This is a genomic window from Brucella sp. 22210 (assembly GCF_052045675.1).
GTDB lineage: Bacteria > Pseudomonadota > Alphaproteobacteria > Rhizobiales > Rhizobiaceae > Brucella.
Map to the genome: position 1 here is coordinate 145,667 of NZ_JBQEPD010000006.1, position 26,482 is coordinate 172,148.

Below are 26,482 nucleotides of genomic sequence, written 5' to 3' on the forward strand. Positions count from 1 at the left end.
GGCTGAACGTCCAACTTTTTTGTAAAATATTGAATTTATTTATTTTTAGTCGATTATAGCGTCAGAAATGGGGGAAACTGTGCAGAAATCGAGTTCATCCTGGAGGAAGAGATACAGCGCAAGTCGCCGTTGCAATGAATCTATCTGCACCGTCAATCGAAAAGCACCCGCCGGAGAGTTTTTGCCATGACGCTGCATCGAATAGTCCCGGCAATTCTCATCTGTTTTAGCAGCTTGTCTTACATTTTGAACGACACAATCACAAAACTGCTGATTGATCGCTACCATGTATCTTCGATCATTATGGTGCGCAGTCTCATTGCACTACCCGTGCTCTATCTGATCCATAGCTGCGCAACCAAGCAAACGAGCATCCGCACAAAACGAGTAGACGTTCACGCATTGCGGGGCGTTATCGGCCTCACAGCAGCATTCTTCTACATTCGCTCATTGGAGAACCTGACGGTTTCGGAGGCGACGGTTATCCTGTTCCTCTCGCCCGTAATGATCAGTTGCATCGCCTGGGCCATCCTTAAGGAGAAAATCAGCCTTTCGGCTTGGGCGGCCGTACTGCTTTGCTTTGGCGGCGTGGTGGTTGCTATTCAGCCGGGCACAACAGGATTCAAGCCCGCCATGCTTTTTGTCGTGGCGGCGAGCCTCCTATACGCCATCAATGCGGTCTGCTCGCGTCATATTCCTCCCGAAGATAATATCTGGTCGATCGCCTTTTATGGCGCGGGGTTCTCGGCGCTCCTCATCATGCCCATCGCGCTTCGGCATTGGACGCCCGTTGCACCTTCCGATGTCTTGCTTTTTTGTGCTGCCGCCTGCTTTTCCAGTCTCGCGCTCGGACTCAGCGCAGTCGCCTATCGCATGGCATCGCCCTCGCTTCTTGCGCCCTTCGCTTATTCCAGCCTGCCCTGGTCGATGGTCGTCACTTGGGCCGTCTGGCAAATCCCCCCCGGCACCGGCGCCCTGCTTGGCACCGCAATCATTCTGGCAAGCACAACGCTGACGATCAAACGGCCCAAATGATCCGAGCTACGACACACTTATCGAAACCGGTACCCCAAAAAGAGAACGATGTACATGAGCCCAGTCCTGCTAGATAAGAACGCCGATACTGGCGTTGCAACCATAACCTTTAATCGTCCAGACAAGTTGAACGCGCTCAATGAAGCAATGGCAGAGGCGTTCAAGAATGCCGTCTACGCAACCCTTGTGACGAAGGGTCTGCGTTGCATTGTGCTCCGCGGCGCTGGACGCGCCTTCGTCGCAGGCGGCGATATTGTGGCTTTTGCCAATGATCCCGAAAAGGCTGATCTCGCGTTGAAAGCACTCTTGCGCCACATGCATCCGGCAATTCTGGCGTTGCAGGCTTGCCCCGTTCCAGTCATTGCGGTGGTTCAGGGCCCGGCGGCAGGCGCAGGCCTCAGTCTGGTTCTCGGTTGCGATTACGTCATATCCAATACAACAGCCCAATTCGTTCTCGCTTATGACAAGCTGGCGACCGTACCGGACTGCGGCGGCACATGGTTTTTGAAGAACAGGCTGGGGCGGCAGGCGGCATTCGCCTTTATGCTGCGGGGACAGAAACTCACTGCCGCACAGGCCTATGAGCTGGGCATCGTCAATGAAATAATCAACGATGATGAATTCACCACAAGGGTTAGCGAACTGGTGACACAAATCGCGAGCGGACCAACCCATGCTTATGGCCTGTTCAAACGACTAATGATCAACGACCTCACCTTGTCCGAGCAGCTGGAAGCAGAGCAGGCAGCTTTCATAGAGGCGACCTACACTCAGGATTTTCGCGACGCAGTCAGGAACTTTCTCGATAAGAAACCGACCCTCTATTCGGGTCGATAGCTTGGTCAAGGTTTCGCTGCGTGCATTTGAGGAAGTCCCAAAATCTCCGCAGCCTGTAATGCCAACCACATGGCTGTTACATCGGCTGTGTTGCTAAGCGACCGCCCGGTTAATTCCTCGATGCGACGAATTCGATAGACCAAACTTGCCTTGTGAATATGGAGCTTTTCAGCCGACGCCTGCCAGGAGCGGTTCTGTTCGAGAAAAATCTTCAATGTGAGCAGCAATGAAGCCCGTGACTCTTCATCATGATCCGCGAGACGCCCGAGAACCTGGCGGAAAGTCTGCATTGCTTCATCCAGATTCTGCGGCAGCCAAGGTAATCTATCGGCGACTTCCGCGTAGAACACGGCAGGTCGGGTGGAGTTGGCGTGCGCAAGCGCAAGTCGCGCTTCGCGAAGCGCTTCTTGGAGGCGATCACAGTTTCCAACGGGATTACTGACACCCAGTTCCGCTTCAAGAATGGTGGCAATCTGCGGCGCAAAGCCACGCTGCGTCATCAATACCAGCTCTTCTCCCAACGGATAGGGCAGCACCGCTGCATCACTTCTCTCGAACAATGATGCCAGTTCGACAAATTGAATCGCACCCCGCCGCACAACAACGAGATGTGCATCATCCAGCTGAAGCCCAAATTGCTCAACGCGTTTGCTCGCCTGATGGCGAGAGAGGCGCAATTGAAACAGCTCCTCCATGAGTTCCGCACCGGAACGAAGGCTGCGCTCACACTCCACATGCAAGCGCTCAAGCGCGATACCAAGCACCGCTGCCATATAGTTCAGCAGGCTGTAATCGACATAGTCCTGACCATTGCGATGCGCCAGCAAGACACATCGCTTTCGAGACGGTATTGAGATGGCAAGCGTCTCGCCGCCTTCCATTGCATGTCTACGGACTACCGGTTGGGTATTTGTGGCGTCCGGTTTCTGTTGAAAGAGAAATTCACGAAGTTTTTCGGATAGCTCGGTCTGTTTAGGCAACCATACTTCATGGGTCTGCGGGTCCCATAGGGACAATTCCGCACGCACATCTTTTCCCAGACGCTGCAAGAGTTCTTCAAGACCCAGACCTTCAATAGCCATCCGCGCACTGACACACACCCGCGCTATCGCATTGCGTCGCTCAAATTCCTCCACGCGAGCAGCATCGATCACGGCTCTCGTGACACTCGAGAACGGCACACCATAATGGGTCAACAACAATGGAAAACCCAAACGTGTTGCTGTTTCCTTAAGAGCGTCGAGGTTAGCCGGAGCCTGCATATCCTCGCCGATCATCATGCCGGCCAAGCTCGCTTCCGAAAGCGCCTCTATATATTTAACTTGAGCAACGGGATCAGCGGGAATTCCAATTCCGGTGGTCATTAGTAGGTCGCCATCACCCAGCCACTCGGTAGGGTCAGACAATTCACAAACATGGGCCCAGCGGACGAGCCGGTCCAAACCCTGTTCACCGCCGACCGCGCGGGTACGCAATTCCGGCATATTGATAATGTCTGCAATCCGCAAAGGCATGGACCAACTCTACTGACTTACTGTTTCGCCGAATTGTATTTCTGAAACAATTTTAAAGCCAGTTATCGTTTCCCGCCTTTCTGCCCAATACGCTCTCCTAGCCGAAAATAACATAGGCTTTGCGCACAGTCTGCCGGATGTCCCACTCGCCTTTCGTGTTGGCGGCAAAATAGATGGTATCGCCAGCGCGAAACTCCACCGTTGTGCCATCATCGCCGCGAAAACAGCCCGACCCTTCAATGATATAGCTAAACTCGGCTTGCGCAACGCCGCGACGAAAGCACCCCGGCGTACATTCCCATATCCCAGAACTACCTTCCGGGATTTGAAGGGCGCCAGCCGTTCGCACCTGCGCGACCGTGGTGCTCGTCGGTGTCCCAACAGGCGTGTAATCGCTAAAGGCGCTTTCATCGTCAATGCGCATTAAAACTGGCGACATTACCATCTCCTCACGATTTGTCTTCAAGGCCCGAAGGGGCAAGTCCCGCCAGAACCTTGTCAATAGCAGCTGGCTTGACACCTCGCATCTCGGCCCGCTCTTTGCGAATAACAGCGTTTCGCACCAGATTTCCGCCGAGATAACGTAGCGGCTCAGGCGGAAACGCCCTGCACTGGCGGCCAACCAAGGATGAGCGGCTCCATTCGTCATCACGATCAAGCGCCAAACTTGCAAGAATGCGTCCACCCATCCGGCTTGGACCAACGCCGTTACCGCTCCAGCCTATGCCGTAGAAAATGTTTTGATGCCCCTTCAGAGCACCGAAAACAGGCAGGCTGTCGTACGTGCGGTCAATCGGTCCAGACCAGCTGTGACTGACAGCGCGGCCAGCCAAAGTCGGGTAAGTCGAGAGCAAATCCGCTTTGGTGAGATCTATGCTTTTCTGGTCTTCACTGAAGACACCATTGATCTGCGCGCCAAACGAGATCGCGCCTGTGCCTTTACCAAAAGCGATACGCCCATCCCGCGTGGTACGATAATAATCAACCATCAGCTGTGAGTCCGTAATCGATTCACCCCCAACCCAGCCAAGCTCGTCAAGATCAGCGCCAAGCGGTGGCGTCACCACAATTGCACTGTTGACCGGAGTAATCAGCCGGGCAAGTTCGGGTATAGAAGCAGACCATGCATTTGTCGACAGCACTATCTTTTCGGCTGACACCACGCCCCGGTCCGTTTTCAGCTGAAGGAGTGAGGCTGCCTCGAGCTGATTAACGGGTGAATTCTCGTGAATAATGACGCCAAGTTCTATCGCAACGCGGCGCATGCCTCGCACCAGTGCTGCGGGCTGTACGGTTGCATTGGACGCTTCGAAAACACCGGACAGATGCTTTGTAGAACCCGTGCGTCGTCTGATCTCATCGTTCGAGAAACGTTCAAAAGGCCTCACTCCCAATCGTTCGCACGCCTCAAGGGTTCCATTCCATGAATCGACATGGGCTGGCGTTGTGGCAGTCCAGAGCCATCCCTTCTGCACAAAATGCGCATCGATGTTGTGGGTCTGGCAAAACTCATCAAGTTCGTAGATTGCCTTTTCCGAGCTTTGACCCAGAAAAAGTGCTTCCTGTTCGCTACAGAACGACCTCAGCGTGCCGATTTTCGGCCACCAGGACATGACGAAGCCACCGTTTCTCCCAGACGCGCCGCCGCCGCACACGTCCGCTTCCAGAACAACAACACGGCAATCCGGCTCACGTTGCTTGATAGTAATCGCAGTCCACAGACCAACGAAGCCTCCACCGACAATTGTGATATCGGCCCGCTCGTTCCCCTGCAACGGCTCGCAAGGGGCGATAGGATCAATGGATTCCTGCCAGTAGCTTCGTTTAAGCGGCTTTGAGAACCGGAATTTCATAATGATTTCTGCCTTCTCACTCACATCCGGTCTGGAGGATGGGTTCGGCCGAAGTTTTCTCGTCGCGCGGCACCACAAAGGTGCCGCGCATGCTATTCGCCGGGTTGATACGGTAGCCTAGGCTCTCGAGGCGAGAGTAGCGGCTTCGTCGAGCTTCAGCGTCTTGGGATCGATGACCACACCATAAAGTTCCTTGGCAGCGTCCACGGTGATGTACTCATCCAACACATCTTCCAGCACATCGTTAACTGCGCGCGTCTTGGGGTTGCCCCAACCTCCGCCACCGGTGCTTTCGAACATGAATGTTTCGCCGGCTGCGAATTTATGCGAGGCCAACAATGGATTATGCCACACGCCATCGCCGTCGATACCACCAATCACCGCAGCTGAACCGTCAGCTCCTATATGGCTCGCACGTTGCACAACACTTGGTAGACCGCCCGCTGCGCCTGGACTTCCAGCCAAAGTGCGCGATGTTTCCATGCCAAGTTCGCCGCCGCCAAAGAAGCGCACCTTGAACCGGGCACCCAATCCGCCGCGATACCGACCCGCGCCTGCTGAATCGCTTCTCAGCTCAAAAGCTTCATAGGCAATCGGGAAGAACAGTTCAGCCGTTTCCGCAGCCATGTTCATGCAGTTCCCGAGCGGATCCATTGTGACGTTCATGCCATCCGAATAAGGCGTTCCACCCCAGCCGCCAGCCGGAAGATCGGAGAACACATCCGTCTTGCCCTGACCATCAGTGCAGCTTGCAACGAACCAGTTCGCATCCGAACAAGTGGACCCGGTCACCCGTTCTGGAATGGCCTTTGCCAAGGTCTGCCAGATTGCGCTGGTGATTTTGGATGCCGTTAGCGTGGTACAACCGATAGTCGGCGCTGGCCATTGGGCATTCAGCCAGCAACCTTCTGGAAGCACCACTTCGATCGGATTGAACAGGCCCTGATTTTGCGGAGCATCAGGCGCCAGGAAGAACTGCAATGAATAAAGCGCCGCAGACATTGTATTGGCACGAGGTGAGTTGATCGCACCCTGGCAGATTGGGTCGGTTCCCGTGAAATCGACCTTGATCGACGTATCGCCGATTTCCAACTTGACCTTAACCTTCACACGCTGCTGACTAATGCCGTCCGTGTCGGCATAGTCTTCCGCCTCATAGATACTATTGGGGATCGTGCGAATGCTCTCGCGAACCATCTTTTCCGTATAAGCCTGTATTTTCTTCATGGCTTTCTGGACAATTTCAACGCCGTAACGATCGCAGGCGCGCTGCATTTCCTGTTCGGCAGCCAGCAGTGCACCGAGATGCGCCTGAATATCGCCCTTGATGAAGTGAGGCGTGCGCGTATTGTTCAGAATAATCGCAATCAGGTCTTCGTTGAGTTTTCCCTGCGAGTAGATTTTCAACGGCGGCAGGCGCAAACCTTCAGCAGCAATATGGGTACTGAAAGACTGACCGCCAGCGCCACCACCGCCCAGATCCATCCAATGACCACGGCTGACCCCATAACCAATCAGTTGCTTTTTGTAGAAGATCGGCTTGGTGAAGGTAATGTCATTGATGTGGGTACCACCACGATACGGGTCGTTAAGAACCAGCACGTCGCCTTCGAGAACATTCTCCTTGCCGATGCTATTGACGGCTTCCTCCGCGCTGAACTTCATCGCCGCAAGATGCACCGGGCAGTTTGCAGCCTGGCTCAACAATTGCAGGTCGGCGTCGTAGATTGCATTGGAGAAATCAAGCATATCTGCCAGAATTGGCGAGAAGGATGAGCGCTGAAGAACAGTCGCCATGCGATCGCTGGCAAACTCGAAAATGCTGCGCATGACTTCAAAGGTGATCGGATCAATGTCGTTATCGACATCATGTTGAGTGGTTTGGCTATCCATCACTGTCTCCTCCCTCAGATTTCAATGTCGATGACAAGCGAACCTGTCGTGTTGACATGCGCCCGTGTCTTTGGCGGCAGAACCGTACAAGCATGCTCATATTCGATGATGGCCGGACCGGTGATCTCGTGTCGGGCACCCAGTGCTTCACCGTCATAGACGTTGCAACTGGTCCAGTCGCCATCGAAATAAACATCGCGTTGGCCTTTGAGAATCTCTTCGCCTGAAGACTGCGCGATTTCGACTGCTGGCGGATCCTCCATCCGGCCAATCGCCGTAACGCCGAAGGAAACAAAAGTCGGCGCAAAGTCTTCAGAACTGACGCCAAACTCCTGCTTGTGAACAGCATGGAAATCATTCTCGATATCAGGTAACTGTTCGACCGTTAGTACGCCTTGCGGCAAGGGTGTTTCCACCTCATAGGATTGCCCGACATAACGCATCTGGGCCGTTCGGATGAGTTCGATATCACTCTTGTTCTGGAAACCCTGATCCAGCAAGGCTTGTGTGGCTTTTGCTTCCAAATCCGCAAGGATGGTATTGATTTTGCCAAGGTCCGCTTCCTTGACCGGCGAATAATAGAACTGCTCAATATCCTGACGCAGATCCATTGCTGTTGCCCCAAATGCTGAAGCGACACCTGCATGAGGCGGAACGATGACCTTTGGAATATTCATCGACTTGGCCACAATACAGGCATGCAACGCACCTGCGCCACCGAAGCTCGCATAGACGAAATCACGCGGATCACGACCACGGGCAACGAGAACTTTTTTGACGGCTTGAGCCATGTATTCGCAACCGATCCGGATCATGCCCTCGGCAGTCGCAAGCGTGGACAGTCCGATCTTCTCCGCAAGTGCGGAAATAGCCTTTTCAGCAGCCACTGCGTCCAGATCAAACTTGCCATTCAGCGTCGGATCGAGACGACCAAGGATCAAATTGGCGTCGGTGATTGTCGGCTGCGTACCGCCCCTGCCATAGCATACCGGCCCCGGCTCGGAACCCGCGCTTTTGGGACCCACGCGCAAGGAACCACCCTGATCAACCCAGCCGATGGAGCCACCACCCGAACCCACGCTGTGGATGTCAAGCATGGGAACGACGATCGGCACTTCCCATTCAAGTTCGTGATCACGCGTAATCAGGCCTTTGCCATTCTCGACGATGGACACATCGAAGCTCGTACCGCCAACGTCGGTGTGCAAGATGCGCTCAAAGCCGCTCTGCTTGGTAAGATACCCGGCATAGGCCACACCGCCAGCCGGACCGGATTCCAGCATGTCTTCCGGGTGCTGGCGTGCCGCACCAGCCGACATGACACCGCCGCTGCTCTTCAGGATCAGGAGTTTTCCACCAAAGCCGTGCTGACCAAGGCGGTTCTCCAGATCGTCCATATATTTGACCATGACCGGCATGCACGCCGCACGAACGGCAGTCGTTACAAAGCGACCATGTTCGCGGAAAATCGGACGCGTTTCCGCAGAGAGAACAACATGAATTTCCTGGCAATATTCAAGCAGAATATCGCGCATTTGTTCTTCATGCTGCGCACCGACATAGGAGTTGATAAAGCCGATACCAACCGACTGGATGCCCGCCTCTTTAATTCTGGAAGCGACCTCACGTGCCGCGCCGACATCCATCGGACGCTCGGATTCACCGCGAACATTCACGCGCTCCGGGATCGTGTACCGGTACCGCCGCTTAATAACCGGCTTGGGCTTTGTCTGGTAGGGATCGTATAGGTACTGACGATGCTGGCGTCCTATTTCGATCGTGTCACGAAAGCCGTCCGTCGTGATGAACGCGGCATCGGGATAGCTGCGCTCGATCAGCGCATTGGTCGCAGTCGTTGTGCCATGCATCAGATATGAAATATCCGAAATATCAATCCCGGCCTTTTCAATGGATTCAAGGACTGCGATGGAACGATCCTGCTTTGTTGTCAGGACTTTAGCGGTAACCTGATTGCCGGTCTTTTCCTCCCAGGCAAACAAATCCGTAAAAGTACCGCCAACGTCAATTCCAACCCTCCACATGCAAACCTCCCTTGCATATAAGCTATGTAGATGGGCTATAATTTCGTGAATAGCGATCAACCGTCAATCACATGATAGTTTGATTATGCATCTCCAATTCATATGATCGTATCAATTTATGCAATCCCCATCTGAAGCAGGCGACTTAGAGGAATATAGTCAAACCAGACGCTTCAATTGCAAAAGGGCGGCAATGATTGCCGCCCTTTCTCGTTCTGATCAGCTGCGCTCTGAATCGAGCTGCTCGTTGTTCTTTTCGACTTCCTGAGCCTTCATGTAGCTCTCGATCAGAAGCTGGTAGGGAGGGAAAATCTTCGTATAGACATTCGCCCATTCCTGCGCATCGTCGCGATGCCATGTCTTCTGGAGTTCCGAAGCCACCGCGGCCGTGTCCATCGGCACGACTCCGGCCTGAACAATGCGCGCCAACGTGATTTCCTGCGCCATCTTGGAATAGGTGCCGGACGCGTCGACGACAGCGAATACTTTATATCCATCCTGAACGGCGCTGATGGCCGGGAACGCCATGCAAACGCTGGTAATTGTACCTGCGATGATAAGCGTTTTGCGACCGGTCGCCTTGACCGCCTTGACGAACTCGGGATTGTTCCAAGCGTTGATCTCGCCTCGCCTTGCCACATATTGAGCATGGGGCGCGTTCTCATGAATCTCGGGAATCAGCGGGCCATTGGGCCCCTGCGGCACAGATGCCGTCGTGATGACCGGCATCTTCGTCAGCGTCGCCATGCGGGCAAGCGCTGCTGCATGATTACGCAGGACCGGCATTGGCATGTCTGCAACAGTCTGAAACAGACCGCTTTGATGATCGATCAGAAGCATGACTGCATCGTTCGGATCGATTACCGGACGCTCACCATGGAAGTTTGCTGGGCTGCTCATTTTAGTCCTCCTTTTCACTCGTTTGCTGTGTGAACAGCGTTGAATTCATCGTCTGAGAGCAAGATAGGAATGAAACAAACTGGCCTGTAGATCGGATTTCGGGTTAATCTGTCCTGAAAACAGGACAATGAAAGAGCAGCCGTGACCGATCTCAATGATCTGCGCCTATTCGTGAAAGTCGTGGAACTTGGCGGCTTTTCAGCCGCAGCCAGACAGCTTGGCCTACCGCGTTCTCGTCTGAGCCGCCGGATCGGCCTGCTGGAAGAAGATCTTCGCGTTCGTCTCATCCAACGCACCACCCGACAGTTCGCAGTGACCGAACTCGGTCAGGAGTTTTATCGCCATTGCCTTGCCATGATGGTCGAGGCCGATGCGGCTCTCGACGTCATTGCCCGCATGCAAGTGGAACCGAAAGGCACGGTGCGTGTGAGTTGCCCAGCCTCTGTGATCTATTTTCAGGTCGGAGAAATGATTGCGCGTTTTATGGCGAAATATCCCAAAGTGAAAGTGGAACTGGAAAGCACTAATCGACGGGTGGATGTCATCCGCGAGGGCTTCGATCTTGCCATTCGGGTGCGGTTTCCTCCGCTCGACGATAGCGATCTCATCATCCGCAAACTAGCGGACAGCCGCCAACGACTGGTGGCAAGTCCGGAATTTTTCACGGACGGTCACCGACCAGCGCCAGCCGACCTTGCCAATTTGCCCGGTCTTGCCTGGGGATCGTCCAAAAACAACTTCGAATGGAAACTGCAAGGCCCGAACGGTGCAACGGCTGAAATCCCCTACAAGCCCTCGCTGATCACCGATGACATGGTGGCGTTACGACTGGCCGCCCTTCAAGGTATTGGCGTTTGCCAGTTTCCCACGATGGTGATTGAAGAGGATGTGAAAGCCGGACAACTCGTCGACGTCCTGCCCGGTTGGGCGCCGCGTACCGGCATAATCCACGCCGCTTTTCCGTCACGCCGGGGTCTTCTCCCCTCCGTTCGCGCGCTCCTCGACTTTCTTGCTGATGAGTATACAGCACTTTCCGACAAAGAAAAAAGTCAAGATTGATCGCCGTTATCTGGACAATTATTCATCTTATGCGCGTCAGAACGAGCGTACTTTACTGTAACAAGCTTTTTCCACCTAAAGAATCATGAGCTAATCTCCGACGAGTGGGACGGAGAGGTGCGAATGTTCAATCTGTCATCTGTAAAGCCACAAAAGTCTGTCGGTCGGCTGCTGGTCAGTCTACTTTCTTCTGCGACTTTCTTGTGCACGCTGTCGTTTTCACCGCGTCTAGCTATGGCTCAGCAGGTTTTGGCCGACGGCGTCACCCTCACCGCCTCGGGCACCATTGATACAGGCACGACCGGCGGAACAGATGGTATTGCGCTGCTGTCTCGCAACGGCGGCAACATTCAGAGCTTTTCACCCCTCACGATTACGACTGGCGGCGGCAATGCCATCGGCGCACAGGCCCTGCGGAGTTCTCAAATAAATCTCTACAACGGCACAACAATCCATACGACGGGCAGCGGTGCCGATGGAATCGTCTCCTCTGGCGGTAGCCTTGTCACCGCCGACGGGACTGACATCCGGATCGACAATGTGGGTTACGGCATTATCGCTGGAACTACAGGCCGCATCGAGATGCGTAACAGTACCATCAACGCATTGATCGCGACGGGTGTCGCAGCCTTTTCCGACAGTCAGATTACACTTATCGACAGTAAGGTCGAAACAGGAAGCGGCCTCGCGCTCTGGATCGATGCTCCGGGCTCCAGCATAACTGGCACAGGACTGACGGTAATTTCTGGTGCCGAGCGCGGCGCTGTCGTCTTGCAAGGCACTCTTTCACTGACCAATTCGTCTATCGAAAGCAGTGCGACTGGCATTCAAACCGGCACTGCCGCAACCGTCACCTTGACTGACACATCTGTCAGCACGACAGGAGCATCTGCTTCTGGCATCTATCTGAGTGGCAATAGCAATCTGACGATGACCGGCGGTTCGATTTCGACGGTGGGAACCAGCGCGCGGGCGCTTTATGGCGCAGCTGGCAATAACACGGCGCAGATTTCAGGCGCTGAAATAGCTGCAGCCAATGCGACAGCTATTCGCGTCTTTGGCGGTACGGCATTTCTCGACCTTGATCTGACCTCGTCGTCCGTCACCGGAAATTCCAATGTTCTCGAGGTAGCCAGTGAAGCGCGTCTCGATTTAACGGCATCCGACTCTCAGCTGACAGGAGCAGCCCAGACGGAAGCCGGCAGCACATCAAACCTGTCCTTGTCCGATAATTCGAAGTGGAACGTCACTGGTAACTCGAACATCACCGAACTTACCAACATTGATAGTCTCATTCAGTTCAGCGCGCCCGACGGCAGCACGTACAAAACATTGACTGTCGGCAACTATACCGGCAATGCGGGTCAGATCGGCATCAACTCCTATCTTGATACGGATGGTTCCCCGTCCGACCGCCTGATCATCGACGGCGGCACAGCATCCGGTTCGAGCCGGTTGCTGATCGCCAATGCGGGCGGACAAGGGGCGCTCACCACGGGAAACGGCATTCTCGTTGTCGATACGGTCAACGACGGAACGACCAGCGCCGGAGCGTTCCACCTCGTCGCACCGGTGGTGGCAGGCCCTTACGAATATTCGCTTTATCGAAGCAGCGTGGACGCTTCTGGCGAAGAGAACTGGTATCTCCGGTCGGAAATCACGCCAGTGCCGCCCACCCCTCCGAATCCTCCGGCCCCACCAAGTCCACCGGTGCCGCCAATCCCGGACCCGACGCCTGATTACCGTCCTGAAGTGTCTCTTTATGCCGCGATCCCCTCGATGGGAGCGATTTATGGCAGGCAGTTGATAGGTTCCTATCATGAGCGCGTCGGCGAAGAGGAACAACTTAAAGGCCGCACGGATATTGGCGCCGACCCGAAATTCAACGGCTACTGGGTTCGTGGACTGGGTCATTCGGGGCACCGTAACGGCGACACCAAAGGCATTTACGACGGCGCCCCCGAGTACGACTACCGGTTTGGCGCAATACAGGCCGGGCTCGATTTTTATCGACACGAATCAGACGGCGTTACCGATCATGCCGGCATGTATATCGCTTATGGTCACGGACGCATGGATGTGACCCAGAACCGGCTGATCGAAACGCGCGATGCAGGGCGCAATGATTTCGATGCATATTCCGTCGGTGGCTACTGGACGCGTCTTGGAGACAATGGCTGGTATCTCGATGGCGTCCTGCAAGGCACCTGGTACAACATGACAACCAGTTCAAACCGGGCCACGGAATTTGGCTTCCCTGATCAGGATGTCAAAGGGTTCGGTTTTGCGGCCTCGCTTGAGGGCGGCTATCCCTTTGATCTCGGCAACCAGTGGCAAATCGAACCGCAGGCGCAACTCGTCTGGCAAACCATCAACTTCGACGACTTCAATGATGGCGCCGCCGACATTCGGTACGACGATTTGAATTCTCTGGCGGGACGTATCGGTGCCCGCATATCCCGCACATGGGCCGTTGAGGAAGCAACCACAACCGAGCCAGCGCGTCTGGCGACAGTCTGGGGACGTGTCAATCTCTGGCACGAATTCACGGCAAAGGCTCAGGTCGACATTTCGTCCGCAACCGGGTTTGTTCCGTTCAAGTCCGATCTCGAAGAGACATGGATCGAAATCGGAGGCGGCGCCACAAGGCAAATTACCAAGAATATGTCGCTCTACGGCAATGTCAGTTACAGCACCACGTTCGATGCCGACAATTACGCATGGAACGGAAAGCTTGGCATGCGCGTGAACTGGTAAGCCGTTTCAAGCGGGGATAGCCGACCTGTTCAGCTATCCACCATTTCTGATGGTGCGGGCGCACCAAGCTGTGCACCCTTCCATATTGCCGAAGCGCCAGGATCGGAAAACAGCAAGCGCAGATGGCCGATAATCTGACCAGCGCGCGGGTCTGCCACGCGATAAACAACAGCGCGCGCTTCGCGTCTGCCTTCAATGATCCCTGCCTCGCGCAACGCGCCAAGCTGCTGTGACAAGGTTGGCTGGTGAACATCCAGCATTTCTTCCAAATCGCTCACCGTGCGTTCGCCTTCCAGCAAGACGCACAGGATCGAAAGCCGCACCGGATTGGAGATGGCTTTCAGGAAATCGGACGCCGCGCCAATCGCGCGACATTTTACCTTGGGCACATGCCCCTTAGACGTGACTTCCTCGTTCATTATCGACGCGTCCTGTTGTCCAATCTCAAAAACCGGGCAAACACGGAATGGTTTTCCAAGTTTTGCCGAAGGTTTAATCAAGCCTTCCTTCGGTGCCTGCCTGAATCCCATTATATAAATTTATATAACGAATTTGCAACCGGATCGCGTATTCATGGCATTCAAGATCGGCTTTCATCCTAACAACCTGCATCTAACGCTTGCATCCCGCTGGCCGGGAGCCTTTGCCGATCTACAGCCGGAATTTGTGCTTTATCCTGAGGGTCGTGATACCGCCAGGAAGCTCGTTGCCGGCGATATCGACATCGGCGGCACAGGATCGACACCGCCTATTCTCGCAGCCGAATCCGGCCTCCCAGTGACCTATGCAGCAGCGTCTGCTCCGCGGCCCGCCAATGGCGCGATACTGGTTGCCAAGGATACCGACATCCGGACCGTCGCCGACCTGAAAGGGCGTGATGTTGCACTCGTCGACGGCTCGTTTCACACCTACTTTCTGGCAAAAAGTCTGGAACAGGTGGGCCTTAGCCTCGATGACGTGCAGCGTCATGATCTTCTGGCAACCCCCTCGCGGGATCTTCTGCGCACAGGCAAGGTGGCGGCGTGGATCGCTATGGCCCCACATCTCGAACAGGCGCTGGCAAGTGGTGAGTTTCATGTCCTGCTGCATTGCGGCACCACCATTCCCAACCGCTCGGTCTTCTGGACCATTGGGCAGCGCAATTTGCCGGACGACGTTATCGATGCCTTTGCCGCAGAACTCGCGCGGATCGGACAGGAGATCATCGCGCATCCGGAAGAGGCCGCAGCCCTTCTTGCGAAGGATGCCGACGACAACGAGCGCCGCGCCTGGACACGGGTCATCCTGGAGCGCAACTGGCACATCGTGCCCGCTGACAACATTCTTTTGCGCGAGCAGCAAGCGGAAGCGGACATACTGCTCCGCCACGCAGCGATCAGTCGCAAAGTCGAAATTATTGCAGAGCATAACAAGGCAGAAAGAGCATGAACGTCCTTTGGTACATGTGCGCCCCAGACGGCGCTTATCCCTGGAAGCCCGAGGGATCGCGCGTCGTCGATTACGGCTATTACAAGCAGCTTGCCCAAGCCTATGACCATCTGGGTTATACGGGCGCGCTTTTTGCCACCGGCGCTCATGACGTCTGGCCACTCGCCGGTGCGCTATTGCCCTATACGGAACGCATGAAGTTTCTGCTCGCCTTCCATCCGGGTCTCGTAGCACCAACGCTGCTTGCCAAAATGGCGGCGACATTTCAGGAGTTCTCCAACGGCAGGCTGATGCTGAATGTTGTCTCGGGCGACGCCAAGATGCTTGGCGCTTACGGCATGATGCTGCCGCATGACGAACGTTATCTGATGGCCGATGAATATCTGACCCTGTGGCATCGTCTCATGGCGGGCGAAAGCGTCACCCATAAGGGCAAATACTTCCAGACCGAAGGCGCAAAACTTGCCCTTCCGGCCGGTTCGTCGATCGCCCCACCGCCGCTCTGGTTTGGCGGTTCGTCTGACAGTGCCATAGAAGTCGCGGCAAAACACGTCGACACTTATCTTTCCTGGGGCGAAACACCCGAACAGATGGGCGAGAAGGTCAAGCAGGTCAAAGCACGTGCCGCAGCCCATGGGCGCGAACTGAAATACGGTATCCGCCTTTATGTGATTGTGCGCTCGACCGACGCGAAAGCCTGGGAAGCTGCCGCCGATCTTTACGACCAGATGGATGAGGCGGCTATGGCTGGCAACAAGCGCTTCGTCTCCAACACGGACTCCGTTGGCCAACAGCGCATGACTGCAATGCACGGCGGCGTTAAACCGGACAATCTGCGCGACCTTGAAATCTCGCCCAATCTCTGGGCTGGCATTGGTCTCGTGCGCCCCGGCCCGGGCACGGCAATCGTCGGCTCACCGGACACGGTCATTCGCACACTCGAAGCCTATCAGGCCGTTGGTGTCGACACGTTCATCCTCTCCGGCATGCCTCTGCTCGAGGAAGCATATCGCTTCGGCGAGATGGTTTTGCCGCGTCTGCCCGTTGAACGGCCCGTCGCCGAGCGCAAGCAGTTTACATGGTCAACCCTGTTCGACCGGGACCTGACTGGAAAGGCCGCCAATGGCTGATACAAGCGCTTTGGAGAAAGCGGCTGGCGTCAGCTCTCCTCCAGCCAGCAGTGCCAAAACAGGCCCGCGCTTCCCGCAATGGATGCTGAGGCTCGTATCGCCTATCGCCATCCTTATTTTGTGGCAATTGGCGAGCGTCACCGGGCTTCTGTCGGCCCGCACACTGGCGTCACCTGTCGACATTGCAGCGACCGGCCTGCGACTGCTGGCATCGGGAGAGCTGGCGACCGGTCTCGCGGTGTCGTTCCTGCGTGTCATTGTTGGCTTCTCCATAGCACTCGCCATAGGTGTCGCTCTGGCGCTTTTCGCCGGGCTTTCCCGGCTTGGCGAAACGATCATCGACCCGCCCGTGCAGATGCTAAAAGCGATGCCGTTTCTGGGTCTCCTGCCGCTCTTCATCCTTTGGTACGGCATTGGTGAAGCACCCAAGATCGGCATGGTTGCCTTTGGCTCCGTTTTCCCGATCTATCTGACGCTTCATGGCGGTATTCGCAGCGTTGACCGCAAGCTGATCGAGGCTGGGCGTACCCTCAATCTCGGCACGCTGGAAATCATTCGACATGTCGTGATCCCCGGCGCTCTGCCCTCACTGCTTGTCGGCGTGCGCTATGGATTGAGCATCGCATGGCTTAGCCTTGTGGTGGCAGAACAGATCAATGCGTCCAGTGGCATTGGTTATATCATCACCTATGCGCGTGACTTTCTGCAAACCGACGTCATCGTGGTGTGCCTTCTGGTCTACGCGCTCATGGGATTGCTGACGGATGGGCTGGTGCGTGCTATCGAAGCCTATGCCCTGCGCTGGCGCCCGGCGGTGGTATCATGAGCGATATCGTTAAAATTCGTGGCCTGTCACGGTCCTTCGGCGGCCCGATGGTTCTCGACAATATCGATCTGAGCATAGCACCGGGAGAATTCGTGGCTCTGCTTGGCAGGAGCGGCTCTGGAAAATCCACGCTGCTGCGTGTGCTTGCGGGGCTCGACGAAGCGCCGGCTAATGCATTGGAAATTCCGCAACGCCGTGCCGTCGTCTTTCAGGAACCGCGGCTGATGCCGTGGAAGAGCGTGATCGACAATGTTGCGCTTGGCGTAGCGAACGCCCGCAGCAACGGCAAAGCACTTCAGGCGATTGCCGATGTTGGCCTGTCTCATCGGGTCGATGCCTGGCCTTTGACACTGTCTGGCGGTGAAGCACAGCGGGCTGCCTTGGCACGGGCGCTGGTTCGCGAGCCGGAACTGCTTTTGCTCGACGAACCATTTGCAGCGCTCGATGCGTTGACGCGTCTTCGCATGCACGATCTGGTCTTCAATCTCTGGCGCAAACACAGACCAGCGACCCTGCTGGTGACGCATGATGTCTGGGAGGCTGTGGCTCTCGCCGACCGGATTCTCGTTCTCGATCAGGGGCGATTCATTCGCGATCTGCGTGTCGATATCGATCATCCAAGGCAGAGAACAGACAAACGCGCTGCCGCCATCGAAACCGAATTGCTGGAAGCGCTTGGCGTCCGGCATCCTGTCCTGCACCCTTGAAAAAGCGGAGATAATCAATGAAAAGACTTCAAATTCTGGCCACCCTTACCGGTGTGGCAATGACGCTTGCGAGCACAACCGCTTTCGCCGCTGATCAAATTGTCCGTATCGGATGGCTTCGCGGCCCCAATGATATTACCCTGGCAAAATCGCGTGGCACACTGGAAAAAGCGCTCGCGGAAAAAGGCATCAAGGTGGAATGGGCTGGCCCATTTCCCGCTGCGGCTCCCGCTTTTGAAGCACTGAACGCGGGCAGCATCGATATCACGGCTGGCAGCTCCACATCGGCCATTGCGGCACTGGCTGCAAATATTCCACTGACGATCTTCGGCTATCAGAAAATGTCGCCCGGCTCTGAAGGGATCGTCGCCAAAAAGGATGCAGGCATCACGTCGATCAAGGATCTGGCCGGTAAGAAGGTTGCGGTCAACCGAGGCGGTACAGGCGAGTATCTGCTGATGCAGGGGTTGGAGAAAAACGGCGTCGATCCGAAAAGCGTCGAGCGCGTCTATCTTAGCCCAAGCGACAGTGGTCCAAGCTTTGTGCAGGGACATGTCGATGCCTGGGCAACTTGGGACCCCTTCGTGGCAATCGCTGAGAAGTCCTATGGTGGTCAGGTGATCGCCGATGGCGCGGCCATCGGCTCGGACAATGCCGTCGTTCTCGTTTCAAGTCGCGAATTCGCTGAAAAGAAAGCCGACGAGCTTCAGGCCATTTTCGATGTCCTGAAGCAGGACAATGCCTGGGCAGTGGCGAACAAGGCCGATGCAGGCGCGATCTGGGCAAAGGAAATGAACATACCAGCCGAACTCGGCAAAGTGATCGGTGAGAACAATGCCGTTCCGACCACAGCGGTTACGGCGGCGGACGTTGAACAGATCGGAAAAATTGCCGACTGGTACGCCAAAAGCGGCATCATTCCGCAAAAGCCGGATATCAAGGCAGCCGTTGTCGAACTGAAATAACCTGCACGATCTCACCTGCACCAATTTCTCTCGAATTGGTGCAGGTGATGCTTTGGTTTTGCCAAATGGTGCGCTTGACGGTAGAAGCTTGGCAAAGCCAGCCGGAGCATGCCTTGAAAACCATTGCAGTTGATTTTGAAACGGCCAATGAACAGCGTGGAAGCGCTTGTTCCGTAGGATTGGCATGGATTGAAGATGATCGCGTCGTGCGCGTTGAAGAGCGCCTTATCCGACCGAAGGACATGCGCTTTTCCTCTTTCAACATTGCGATCCACGGCATTCGTCCCGAACATGTGGAAGATGCCGGAGAGTTTCCCGAAGTCATGGACGAATTCGCGGAAGATTTTGCGGGCGCCACAATGATCGCTCACAATGCCGCCTTCGATTTCAGCGTCTGGCGCACCTGTCTTGATCAGTATCGGCAGAACTATCCAGAATTTCAGTATCTATGTTCGGTCAAGATGGCGCAAAAGGTCTGGCCCGATCTCGGGTCGCACAAGTTGAATGTTCTGGCGTCTCATCTGGGCCTTACCTTCAAGCATCACAATGCGGCTGAAGACGCAGCCATCTGCGCCGAAACCACGATCTCGATTGCGCGTTCGCTGGGTGCGCAGGTCTTGAGCGAAGTTCCGGCGATGATCGGCATGAAACCAGGGCGCCTGTTTGCCGGAGGCTACGAACCGTGCACCTGCCGCAAGCGCTGAGGTCGCCTATCTGAACAATTGTGTCAGATGGTCATTCAGGAAATAACCCTGTGGGTCCAGCTTGCGGCGCAGGGCGCGAAATTCATCGGCTTTGGGATAAATCGATGTCACATCCGCGCCAGTCAGAAAGTGAAGCTTGCCCCAATGCGGACGGGAACCGAAGTCCCGCAGAATTTTATCCACGTCTCTGAGGTAGGGCCAATAGTCCGTTCCAGGCTCACCAGAAACCGACACAGTCACGCTGTCCTGTTCAAAGAAGGGGCTCATCCACGCATCATCACCAGCCGTAAAGCGATACTCGATGGGGTAGATGCACTCTGGATATTTCTCCAGCATCAGTTTTCGGACTTCTTTGACCGCCTCTTTGCCGTGCACAACAGGCACCGCATATTCAAGCTCGTGGAAGTTTGGCACATACTCGATCGGATAAATCTCCGAACTGTATGCGACTTTTTCAAACCCGCGGCTCATTGGCGGCTGGTCGGTAATGTCCATAATCTTCATTTCACAGACATCGGTTGTCTTTCCCGAGCGTGAGGTCGATGCCGTATCCGGAAGACAATAGCAATGACGGCTTTTTTCCGTCGGGCACCAGAAGAAGCTGAAGTGCCTATGTTTGGAGGCAAGTTCGTCGTGCATGTCCATGCACGCATCAAAATCCTCCCGCCAGAGCCTTTCATAGAGGTTATAGGAATCCATTAGTTGCAAGGTAATCTCGGAAATCACACCGAGTGTACCAATGGAAACGCGGCTCGCACGCAAGAGATCCGGCGTGGTTTCGTCGACGGTCAAAATGGCACCGTTGGGCTGGACGATCTTCATGCCGACAATCGATGATGCCAGATTGGACAGTTTTGCGCCCGTGCCATGCGTGCCGGTTGTCAGCGCGCCAGCCAAGGCCTGACTGTCAATATCGCCCTGATTGACCATCGATAGACCATTGTTCTTGAGATATCGCCCAAGCTCGTTAATGGTCGTACCGGCTGCAGCGGTAACCCGCTTGCGATCATGGTCCACATTTTTCACCCCTTTCATGCCTGAAAGCGTGAGCATAAGCCCGCTGGTAGCCACAACGGGCGTGAAGGAGTGACCGGACCCCGCACATCGGACATTCAGTCCTTGAGACGTTGCGGAATTGACCATATCGCAAAGTTCGGCTTCACTGGCAGGAGCGCCCATGGCGGAAGTCACACAAGACTGATTGCCGACCCAATTGCGCCAGTGGCCACCTGCACTCATATTGCTCTGTTTTGACATTCTCGTTCCCATCTTTTTGCTTATTGCTGTTGTGGGCGTTCGGCGTCGCCGAAGCGACACGGCTTTGTCAGATGGCAGTGTAGCCATTATCCGCGAAGATATGCGCTCCGTTGATGAAGCTTGCCTCATCGCTTGCAAGAAAGAGTGCTGCTGAAGCAACTTCAGATGGCAGGCACAGCCGTCCTTGCGCAGTTTTGATTGCGTCTTCCGAAACATCGACGCCGAAGCTTTGCAGCACCGCCAATTCCTTGCGACCGTGCGCCGTGGCGATGAAGCCGGGGCAGATCGCATTGCTCCGAATATTCCTGTCGCGAAACTCCACCGCAAGAGCGCGTGCGAACATGTGGCAGGCCCCTTTGGTCGTGCAATAAAGCACTTCCATGGGCGTTCCGACGACGCCTGAAATCGACGACGTAGAGATAATGCTACCACCACCCGCATTGATCATCGATGGCAGTACGGCCTTTGAGACGAGGAACATGCTTTTCACATTGATCGCCATAAGGCGGTCCCATTCCTCTTCACTTGTTTCGAGAAACGGACCTGCCGCCAGTGTGCCTGCATGGTTCATCAGAACCGTAATGGGTCCGAAAGCCCCGATAATTTTCTCCACTGCCGATGCGACCTGCGCGGCATCCGAAACATCGGCTGGCGCAAAGACCGCCTCGTGACCGGCTTCGTTGAGCTTTTTTGCAACATCTGCACCTGGGCTAGACGGCAAGTCCACAATACCGACCTTGGCCCCTTCCGCAGCGAAGAGTTCCGATGCTGCGAGACCGCAGCCTCCCGCGCCACCCGTTATAAGCGCTACTTTTCCTGACAAACGACCAGCCATGTTTCCTCCTTCTGGACCAAATCCAACTATTTTCCCCAATCGGTTCGATACATCCGTCGAACTCTTGCTTTTGGTGCGAAGTCTAGAAATCATACGCAGATGCGTCGATATGCCGAAAGTTATACGGGAGGAGAAACCGTGTTTCCGCTGGATGCCAACGGACTGTCAGAGATAATCCGGTCCATCGGAACGGACGGGCTGGGTCAGACACTCGACCAAACTATCGGTGGCCGGGTGCAATTCGACATGAGCTGCATTTTCCTGTTCAGCTTCAACAATACCCCGCTTTTTCTCCATGATGGCTATTGCAGTTCCGTACCGCGCAAGACACTGGAAACATATTTGCGGGGCGGCTATCTGCTTGATCCGTTTTATGTCGCGTCGATCAATGAACATACATCGGGCGTGTGGCGAATGGGCGAACTCGCGCCCGACAGCTTCTTCACATCGGATTTTGTGATTGCAAAGGATATCCATCCCTGTGTTTCATCCGAAGCCGGCGCGCTGGTGGAGGAAATAGGCATTATTGTGCCATTGCGCCATCGAACCGCAGCTGTTTATTCGCTGATGCGAAACCACGGAAGCAACGCGTTCACGGGTTCTGAACTGGATAATCTAAGACAGATTGAGCCGGTTATTGCTGCTTCTATTTCTACCCATTGCCGCAGCAATGCGAGCTATATCAACCATGAATATGCAAAAGAGGATATTGAGGAAACGTTTCTGGGTGCGTTCCAAGGGCAGCTGACGCCCGCGCAGCAATCAATCACAAAGCTGATCCTGCGCGGCCATAGCAATATCTCGATTTCTCGTCATATGAATATTTCAGAGGGGACGGCCAAGATACACCGCCACAATATTTACAAGCGGCTATCCATATCGAGCCAGTCAGAGCTTTTCCAACTCTTCATAACCCACTTAACCAAAACGGACAGATAAAGACGGACAGGTTACAAAAATTCGATCCCGCCGAAGCATGGCTTCCCACCGGCCTCTATTTTGGAAATGAGTTCCGGTTAGTGCTGTTTAGGAGATAGTCCTTTCAGTTGATACGTGCACCACTGGACGGATCGAATAGATGCACCCGTTCGCGTGCGATATCCAGACCAACCACCTCACCCACTGTCAGCGGCATCTCGCTATCAACGACAGCCGTCAATTTCTCTGAGCCTACCTCAAGCACAACATGGGTTTGAGCCCCGGTTGGTTCGATCAGGCGCACTTTTGCTTGAATACCGCCATCGCGACGGACTTCCAGATGTTCAGGGCGCAATCCCAGCACAACCTTGCCGGTTTTATCTAGGTTGCTATCCAGCATGTCCAATTTTGCACCGTTTTCCAACCGGATAGCGATGCCTGCTGAACCTTGCTCAACCGTTGCGTTTAGAAAATTCATCGAGGGCGAACCAATGAAGCCTGCAACGAAGACATTAGCGGGCTTCGTGTAGAGCTCCATAGGCGTGCCCTGTTGCTCGATCCGCCCTTTGTTCAACACCACCACTCTATCAGCCAATGTCATTGCTTCAATCTGATCGTGCGTGACATAAATCGACGTAATCTTCACCTTCTGGTGCAGCTCCTTGATCTCTGCACGCATCAATACGCGCAATTTTGCATCGAGATTTGAGAGCGGCTCGTCAAACAGAAAGACAGAAGGCTTTCGCACAATGGCGCGCCCCATTGCGACACGCTGGCGCTGGCCTCCGGACAATTGATGCGGCTTGCGGTCTAATAGTGTTGTCAGATCCAGCATCCGCGCCGCTTCACCGACCCGATCCCGAATTTCCGCTTTCGGTCGGCCCGCTAATTGAAGGTTGAACGCTATGTTGTCGAAGACAGACATATGCGGATAAAGCGCATAATTCTGGAAAACCATGGCAACATCGCGCTCGCTGGGATTGGCGCGGTTCACATTCCTGTCGCCAATATGCAGATCACCGGATGTGATTTGTTCGAGACCGGCAATCATGCGCAGCAACGTTGACTTGCCACATCCGGAAGGTCCGACAAGCGCAACGAATTCTGCATCCGCAATCGAAAGATCGATGCTGGGAATGACTTCCACATTGCCATAGGTCTTGTGAATTGCACGAAGTTCGACCGAGGCCATCAACTCACCCTTTCTGCCGATTAGCCGGTGATGAGTGTCGGCCCGCGACGAGAACTGCTAGATCGGGGCGATCCGTTGTCAACTGACCAATTGGCTTGCTCAACCAATGTTCAAGCTCGGTTTCGGTGTTTGGCACCCAACATCCAAGCCTTGGTGTCCCTACCTCCGCCACACATTGGTCCAATACAATCTCCAGCAAGCTCTTCTCGAAAGCCAATACCGTTGCAACATCGTTGCCGCGCTTGAGCACTTTTTCAAATCCACCGAAAAACTCCGCCGAGCGCCGGTCAATCGACATCAGCAACTGCTGGTCTGGAAATTTCATACGGACATCTTCCAGCACTTCCGGCACGAAGCAGGTGAGGAAGACGCGATCCAGCATATTGCGCTCTTGAGCAAGCGTGATGATCTTTTCGGGCATACCGGGATATGGTCTCCCCCGCTCATCAATCTTGATCTCCAGTTCAAGCTCCAGCCTGGTGGGAGCGAAGATATCCAGCACATCCGCTAGAGTGGGTATTGTTTGACCGCGGCTGTCGTTCAAGAGGACTTTTCCAAGCGCCTCTGCGCTTTGCGCCTGAACTGGTCCTCTGCCATTGGTGGTGCGATCGAGCAATGGGTCATGGATCACAACCGGCACACCATCGGAACTCAAATGGACGTCCAGTTCCACGGCATCTACATCCAAAGCGAGCAGATTTTGAAAGCCCGCGATACTATTTTCGGCCCACAGATTGCGCCCACCGCGATGGCCAATGATCTTCACCATTTTCATATTCTCCAATCGTTCATTATTTGCCGCTGTCGACGAGACCCTTCACGAACCATCGCTGCATGATGAGGATCACCAGCACGGGCGGAAGCATGGTCCAAAGTGAGGCGTTCATGAGAAGATGCCATGTCGGAAGACCATCCGACTGCGGCATGACCTGTTTCAAACCCACAACAGCGGTTGCCATATTGGGGTCTGTCGTCATCAACAAGGGCCACAGATACTGGTTCCAGCCCATCAGGAAGAGAATGATCGACAATGCCACGATGTTCGACCGGGACAGTGGAAGCAGAATGCGGAAGAAGAATTGCATTGGTTTAGCGCCGTCAATTCTTGCTGCTTCACACAGATCGTCAGGAATTGTCAGAAAGAACTGCCTGAACAAAAATGTCGCCGTTGCTGAAGCGATGATGGGCAGGATAAGCCCGGGATAGGTGTTCACCATGTTCCAGTTCAGCTCCACCGAAATGCCGAGCCAGGCAAAGATGATATTCAGCGGCAGCGCCATATTGGCTGCTGATTCATAGGTTGGGACAATGCGCACCTCAATCGGCAGCATCATCGATATGAAGATCAGCCAGAAGGCGGTCATTCGGAACGGAAAGCGGAAATAGGTGACTGCAAAGGCGGCAAGCACCGAAAGAGCCAATTTTCCGACAGTAATTCCGAGCGCCACGATAAACGTGTTCAACAAAAGCTGCCCGAAATTGATCGTTGTTAGAACTTCCAGCGAATTGACCAAAAACTGATCGCCCGGCAGCCAACTCATCGGGACTTTCAACACGTCCTGCTGGCTCAGCGAACCCGTGACCACCACGAAATAAAGTGGCAGGCAAACCAACACGATCCCGATTATGAGAACCGCATGGCAAACCACGTCCAATATCGGTGTGCGTTCATTCATGATTTACACCGCATAATTGACGCGCCTTTCGACCAGGCGAAACTGCGCGAATGTGAGGGCAAGAGCGAGGATCATCAAAATGACCGACTGCGCAGCAGAAGAGCCCATGTCCAGATTGACGAAGCCATCCTGATAAACCTTATAGACGAGGATTGACGTCGCCCCTGCCGGTCCGCCACGTGTGGTGGCATCGATAATTGCAAATGTGTCGAACAAGCCGTAGACGAAGTTGATGACGATCAGGAAGAACAGCGTCGGCGCGATCATCGGCAGGGAAATACGCTGGAACCGTCGAATGGGCCCCGCACCATCGATGGCGGCAGATTCCAGGATCGAACGCGGTACGGCCAACAGGGCGGCGACGAGAAAAATATAGTTGTAGCAAATGTGCTTCCACGATGCCGCAAGGATGATGAGGATCATTGCATCGGTAGTGTTCTTCGTGGGGTCCCAACCGATACCCAGCATGTGCAGTATTTGCGCGATCGGTCCGACACGGGTATTGAACAGAAATGCCAGCATTATGCCTGCAACTGCGGGAGCGATAGCATAAGGAAGCAGCAAGATCGTACGATAGGCGCCACGCGCACGAATGACATGGTTGGTCGCGAAAGCAAAAAGCAACGCAACCGAAAGCGTGATTGCATTCTGCGCCAGCGTGAACCAGAGCGTCATTTTGGCCGACATCCAGTAGGACGGGCTGGCGAGCAATGCCGCAAAGTTCGAGAAACCAACCCATTGCACTGAACCGCCAAACGGATCATTGAGCTGAAACGCCTGGATGAGCGCCCTGAATGACGGAATGAAGAAGAAGAACAGCAGGACGAGCATTTGTGGCGCCAGCAATAAGACTGGCGTTTTCCATTCTCGAAAATGCGCGCGCTTCAGGCCGCTTTCCTGCCGCTCCCCCAAAGGGGAGCGCTGACGGAAAGCACCTCCACCTTGTGCTTTCAT

At 54.7% G+C, this 26,482-nt stretch carries 24 protein-coding genes; 11 read left to right on the forward strand and 13 right to left on the reverse strand.

Annotated features, from left to right (window positions below; genetic code table 11):
• The first annotated feature begins 186 nt into the window (after positions 1-186).
• On the forward strand, positions 187-1,035 hold the full coding sequence (locus ACTJKP_RS10550) for a DMT family transporter (protein ID WP_440630599.1): 849 nt from the start codon (positions 187-189) through the stop codon (positions 1,033-1,035).
• Between the two features lie 54 nt (positions 1,036-1,089).
• Positions 1,090-1,872 carry an enoyl-CoA hydratase/isomerase family protein gene (locus ACTJKP_RS10555; protein ID WP_440630600.1) on the forward strand — a complete coding sequence of 261 codons (783 nt, stop codon included), beginning with the start codon at positions 1,090-1,092 and terminating at the stop codon, positions 1,870-1,872.
• A gap of 5 nt (positions 1,873-1,877) precedes the next feature.
• Here the strand turns inward: ACTJKP_RS10555 and ACTJKP_RS10560 are convergent, their stop codons facing one another.
• The 6 genes from ACTJKP_RS10560 to ACTJKP_RS10585 form a co-directional block, all read right to left on the reverse strand.
• On the reverse strand, positions 1,878-3,386 hold the full coding sequence (locus ACTJKP_RS10560; protein WP_440630601.1) for a PucR family transcriptional regulator: 1,509 nt from the start codon (positions 3,384-3,386) through the stop codon (positions 1,878-1,880).
• 97 nt (positions 3,387-3,483) lie between these two features.
• The gene (locus ACTJKP_RS10565; protein ID WP_440630602.1) at positions 3,484-3,825 is read right to left on the reverse strand and encodes a cupin domain-containing protein; all 342 of its coding nucleotides are present in this window, start codon (positions 3,823-3,825) and stop codon (positions 3,484-3,486) included.
• Between the two features lie 10 nt (positions 3,826-3,835).
• A complete protein-coding gene (locus tag ACTJKP_RS10570; protein WP_440630603.1) occupies positions 3,836-5,239 on the reverse strand; it encodes an NAD(P)/FAD-dependent oxidoreductase in 1,404 nt (467 codons plus the stop codon).
• 117 nt (positions 5,240-5,356) lie between these two features.
• Positions 5,357-7,132 (reverse strand): hydantoinase B/oxoprolinase family protein, encoded by a 1,776-nt coding sequence (locus ACTJKP_RS10575; RefSeq protein WP_440630604.1) that lies wholly within the window; start codon positions 7,130-7,132, stop codon positions 5,357-5,359.
• Between the two features lie 14 nt (positions 7,133-7,146).
• The gene (locus ACTJKP_RS10580) at positions 7,147-9,174 is read right to left on the reverse strand and encodes a hydantoinase/oxoprolinase family protein (RefSeq protein ID WP_440630605.1); all 2,028 of its coding nucleotides are present in this window, start codon (positions 9,172-9,174) and stop codon (positions 7,147-7,149) included.
• A 219-nt stretch (positions 9,175-9,393) separates the two neighbouring features.
• On the reverse strand, positions 9,394-10,074 hold the full coding sequence (locus ACTJKP_RS10585) for a hydrolase (protein ID WP_440630606.1): 681 nt from the start codon (positions 10,072-10,074) through the stop codon (positions 9,394-9,396).
• A 141-nt stretch (positions 10,075-10,215) separates the two neighbouring features.
• Between ACTJKP_RS10585 and ACTJKP_RS10590 the strand changes: the two genes are divergently transcribed.
• Complete coding sequence (locus ACTJKP_RS10590; RefSeq protein WP_440630607.1) at positions 10,216-11,133, forward strand: LysR family transcriptional regulator; 918 nt, start codon at positions 10,216-10,218, stop codon at positions 11,131-11,133.
• Between the two features lie 234 nt (positions 11,134-11,367).
• Positions 11,368-13,890, forward strand: a complete 2,523-nt coding sequence (locus ACTJKP_RS10595; RefSeq protein ID WP_440630608.1) for an autotransporter family protein — start codon at positions 11,368-11,370, stop codon at positions 13,888-13,890.
• Positions 13,891-13,919: 29 nt separating this feature from the next.
• On the opposite strand, the gene ACTJKP_RS10600 is transcribed toward ACTJKP_RS10595, so the two are convergent.
• Entirely contained in the window at positions 13,920-14,309 is a 390-nt protein-coding gene (locus tag ACTJKP_RS10600; RefSeq protein WP_078337287.1) for an ArsR/SmtB family transcription factor, read from the reverse strand.
• Between the two features lie 154 nt (positions 14,310-14,463).
• On the opposite strand from ACTJKP_RS10600, the gene ACTJKP_RS10605 reads away from it, so the two are divergent.
• The 6 genes from ACTJKP_RS10605 to ACTJKP_RS10630 all read left to right on the forward strand — a co-directional run bounded on the left by ACTJKP_RS10605 (position 14,464) and on the right by ACTJKP_RS10630 (position 19,650).
• Entirely contained in the window at positions 14,464-15,318 is an 855-nt protein-coding gene (locus ACTJKP_RS10605; RefSeq protein WP_440630609.1) for an ABC transporter substrate-binding protein, read from the forward strand.
• On the forward strand, positions 15,315-16,448 hold the full coding sequence (locus ACTJKP_RS10610) for an LLM class flavin-dependent oxidoreductase (RefSeq protein ID WP_113534181.1): 1,134 nt from the start codon (positions 15,315-15,317) through the stop codon (positions 16,446-16,448). Before ACTJKP_RS10605 ends, ACTJKP_RS10610 begins: the two co-directional genes overlap by 4 nt.
• On the forward strand, positions 16,441-17,274 hold the full coding sequence (locus ACTJKP_RS10615; protein WP_440630610.1) for an ABC transporter permease subunit: 834 nt from the start codon (positions 16,441-16,443) through the stop codon (positions 17,272-17,274). The genes ACTJKP_RS10610 and ACTJKP_RS10615 overlap by 8 nt, the downstream gene beginning before the upstream one ends.
• A complete protein-coding gene (locus ACTJKP_RS10620) occupies positions 17,250-17,981 on the forward strand; it encodes an ABC transporter ATP-binding protein (RefSeq protein ID WP_440630672.1) in 732 nt (243 codons plus the stop codon). Before ACTJKP_RS10615 ends, ACTJKP_RS10620 begins: the two co-directional genes overlap by 25 nt.
• Positions 17,982-17,998: 17 nt before the next feature.
• Entirely contained in the window at positions 17,999-18,946 is a 948-nt protein-coding gene (locus ACTJKP_RS10625) for an aliphatic sulfonate ABC transporter substrate-binding protein (RefSeq protein ID WP_440630611.1), read from the forward strand.
• Positions 18,947-19,059: 113 nt separating this feature from the next.
• Positions 19,060-19,650: a 3'-5' exonuclease gene (locus ACTJKP_RS10630; protein ID WP_440630612.1), complete on the forward strand. Its 591-nt coding sequence runs from the start codon at positions 19,060-19,062 to the stop codon at positions 19,648-19,650.
• Positions 19,651-19,656: 6 nt separating this feature from the next.
• Here the strand turns inward: ACTJKP_RS10630 and ACTJKP_RS10635 are convergent, their stop codons facing one another.
• Complete coding sequence (locus ACTJKP_RS10635; RefSeq protein ID WP_440630613.1) at positions 19,657-20,907, reverse strand: D-arabinono-1,4-lactone oxidase; 1,251 nt, start codon at positions 20,905-20,907, stop codon at positions 19,657-19,659.
• Positions 20,908-20,974: 67 nt separating this feature from the next.
• Positions 20,975-21,742 (reverse strand): SDR family NAD(P)-dependent oxidoreductase, encoded by a 768-nt coding sequence (locus ACTJKP_RS10640; protein ID WP_078337294.1) that lies wholly within the window; start codon positions 21,740-21,742, stop codon positions 20,975-20,977.
• A 138-nt stretch (positions 21,743-21,880) separates the two neighbouring features.
• On the opposite strand from ACTJKP_RS10640, the gene ACTJKP_RS10645 reads away from it, so the two are divergent.
• Complete coding sequence (locus ACTJKP_RS10645; protein WP_440630614.1) at positions 21,881-22,681, forward strand: helix-turn-helix transcriptional regulator; 801 nt, start codon at positions 21,881-21,883, stop codon at positions 22,679-22,681.
• A 103-nt stretch (positions 22,682-22,784) separates the two neighbouring features.
• Here the strand turns inward: ACTJKP_RS10645 and ACTJKP_RS10650 are convergent, their stop codons facing one another.
• Genes ACTJKP_RS10650 through ACTJKP_RS10665 form a run of 4 tightly spaced genes read right to left on the reverse strand, consistent with a single transcriptional unit; the run spans position 22,785 to position 26,482 of the window.
• On the reverse strand, positions 22,785-23,852 hold the full coding sequence (locus ACTJKP_RS10650) for an ABC transporter ATP-binding protein (RefSeq protein WP_440630615.1): 1,068 nt from the start codon (positions 23,850-23,852) through the stop codon (positions 22,785-22,787).
• Positions 23,853-23,856: 4 nt separating this feature from the next.
• The gene (locus tag ACTJKP_RS10655; protein WP_162762653.1) at positions 23,857-24,621 is read right to left on the reverse strand and encodes a glycerophosphodiester phosphodiesterase family protein; all 765 of its coding nucleotides are present in this window, start codon (positions 24,619-24,621) and stop codon (positions 23,857-23,859) included.
• A 22-nt stretch (positions 24,622-24,643) separates the two neighbouring features.
• Positions 24,644-25,528: an ABC transporter permease subunit gene (locus tag ACTJKP_RS10660; protein WP_078337298.1), complete on the reverse strand. Its 885-nt coding sequence runs from the start codon at positions 25,526-25,528 to the stop codon at positions 24,644-24,646.
• A 3-nt stretch (positions 25,529-25,531) separates the two neighbouring features.
• Complete coding sequence (locus ACTJKP_RS10665; protein ID WP_078337299.1) at positions 25,532-26,482, reverse strand: ABC transporter permease subunit; 951 nt, start codon at positions 26,480-26,482, stop codon at positions 25,532-25,534.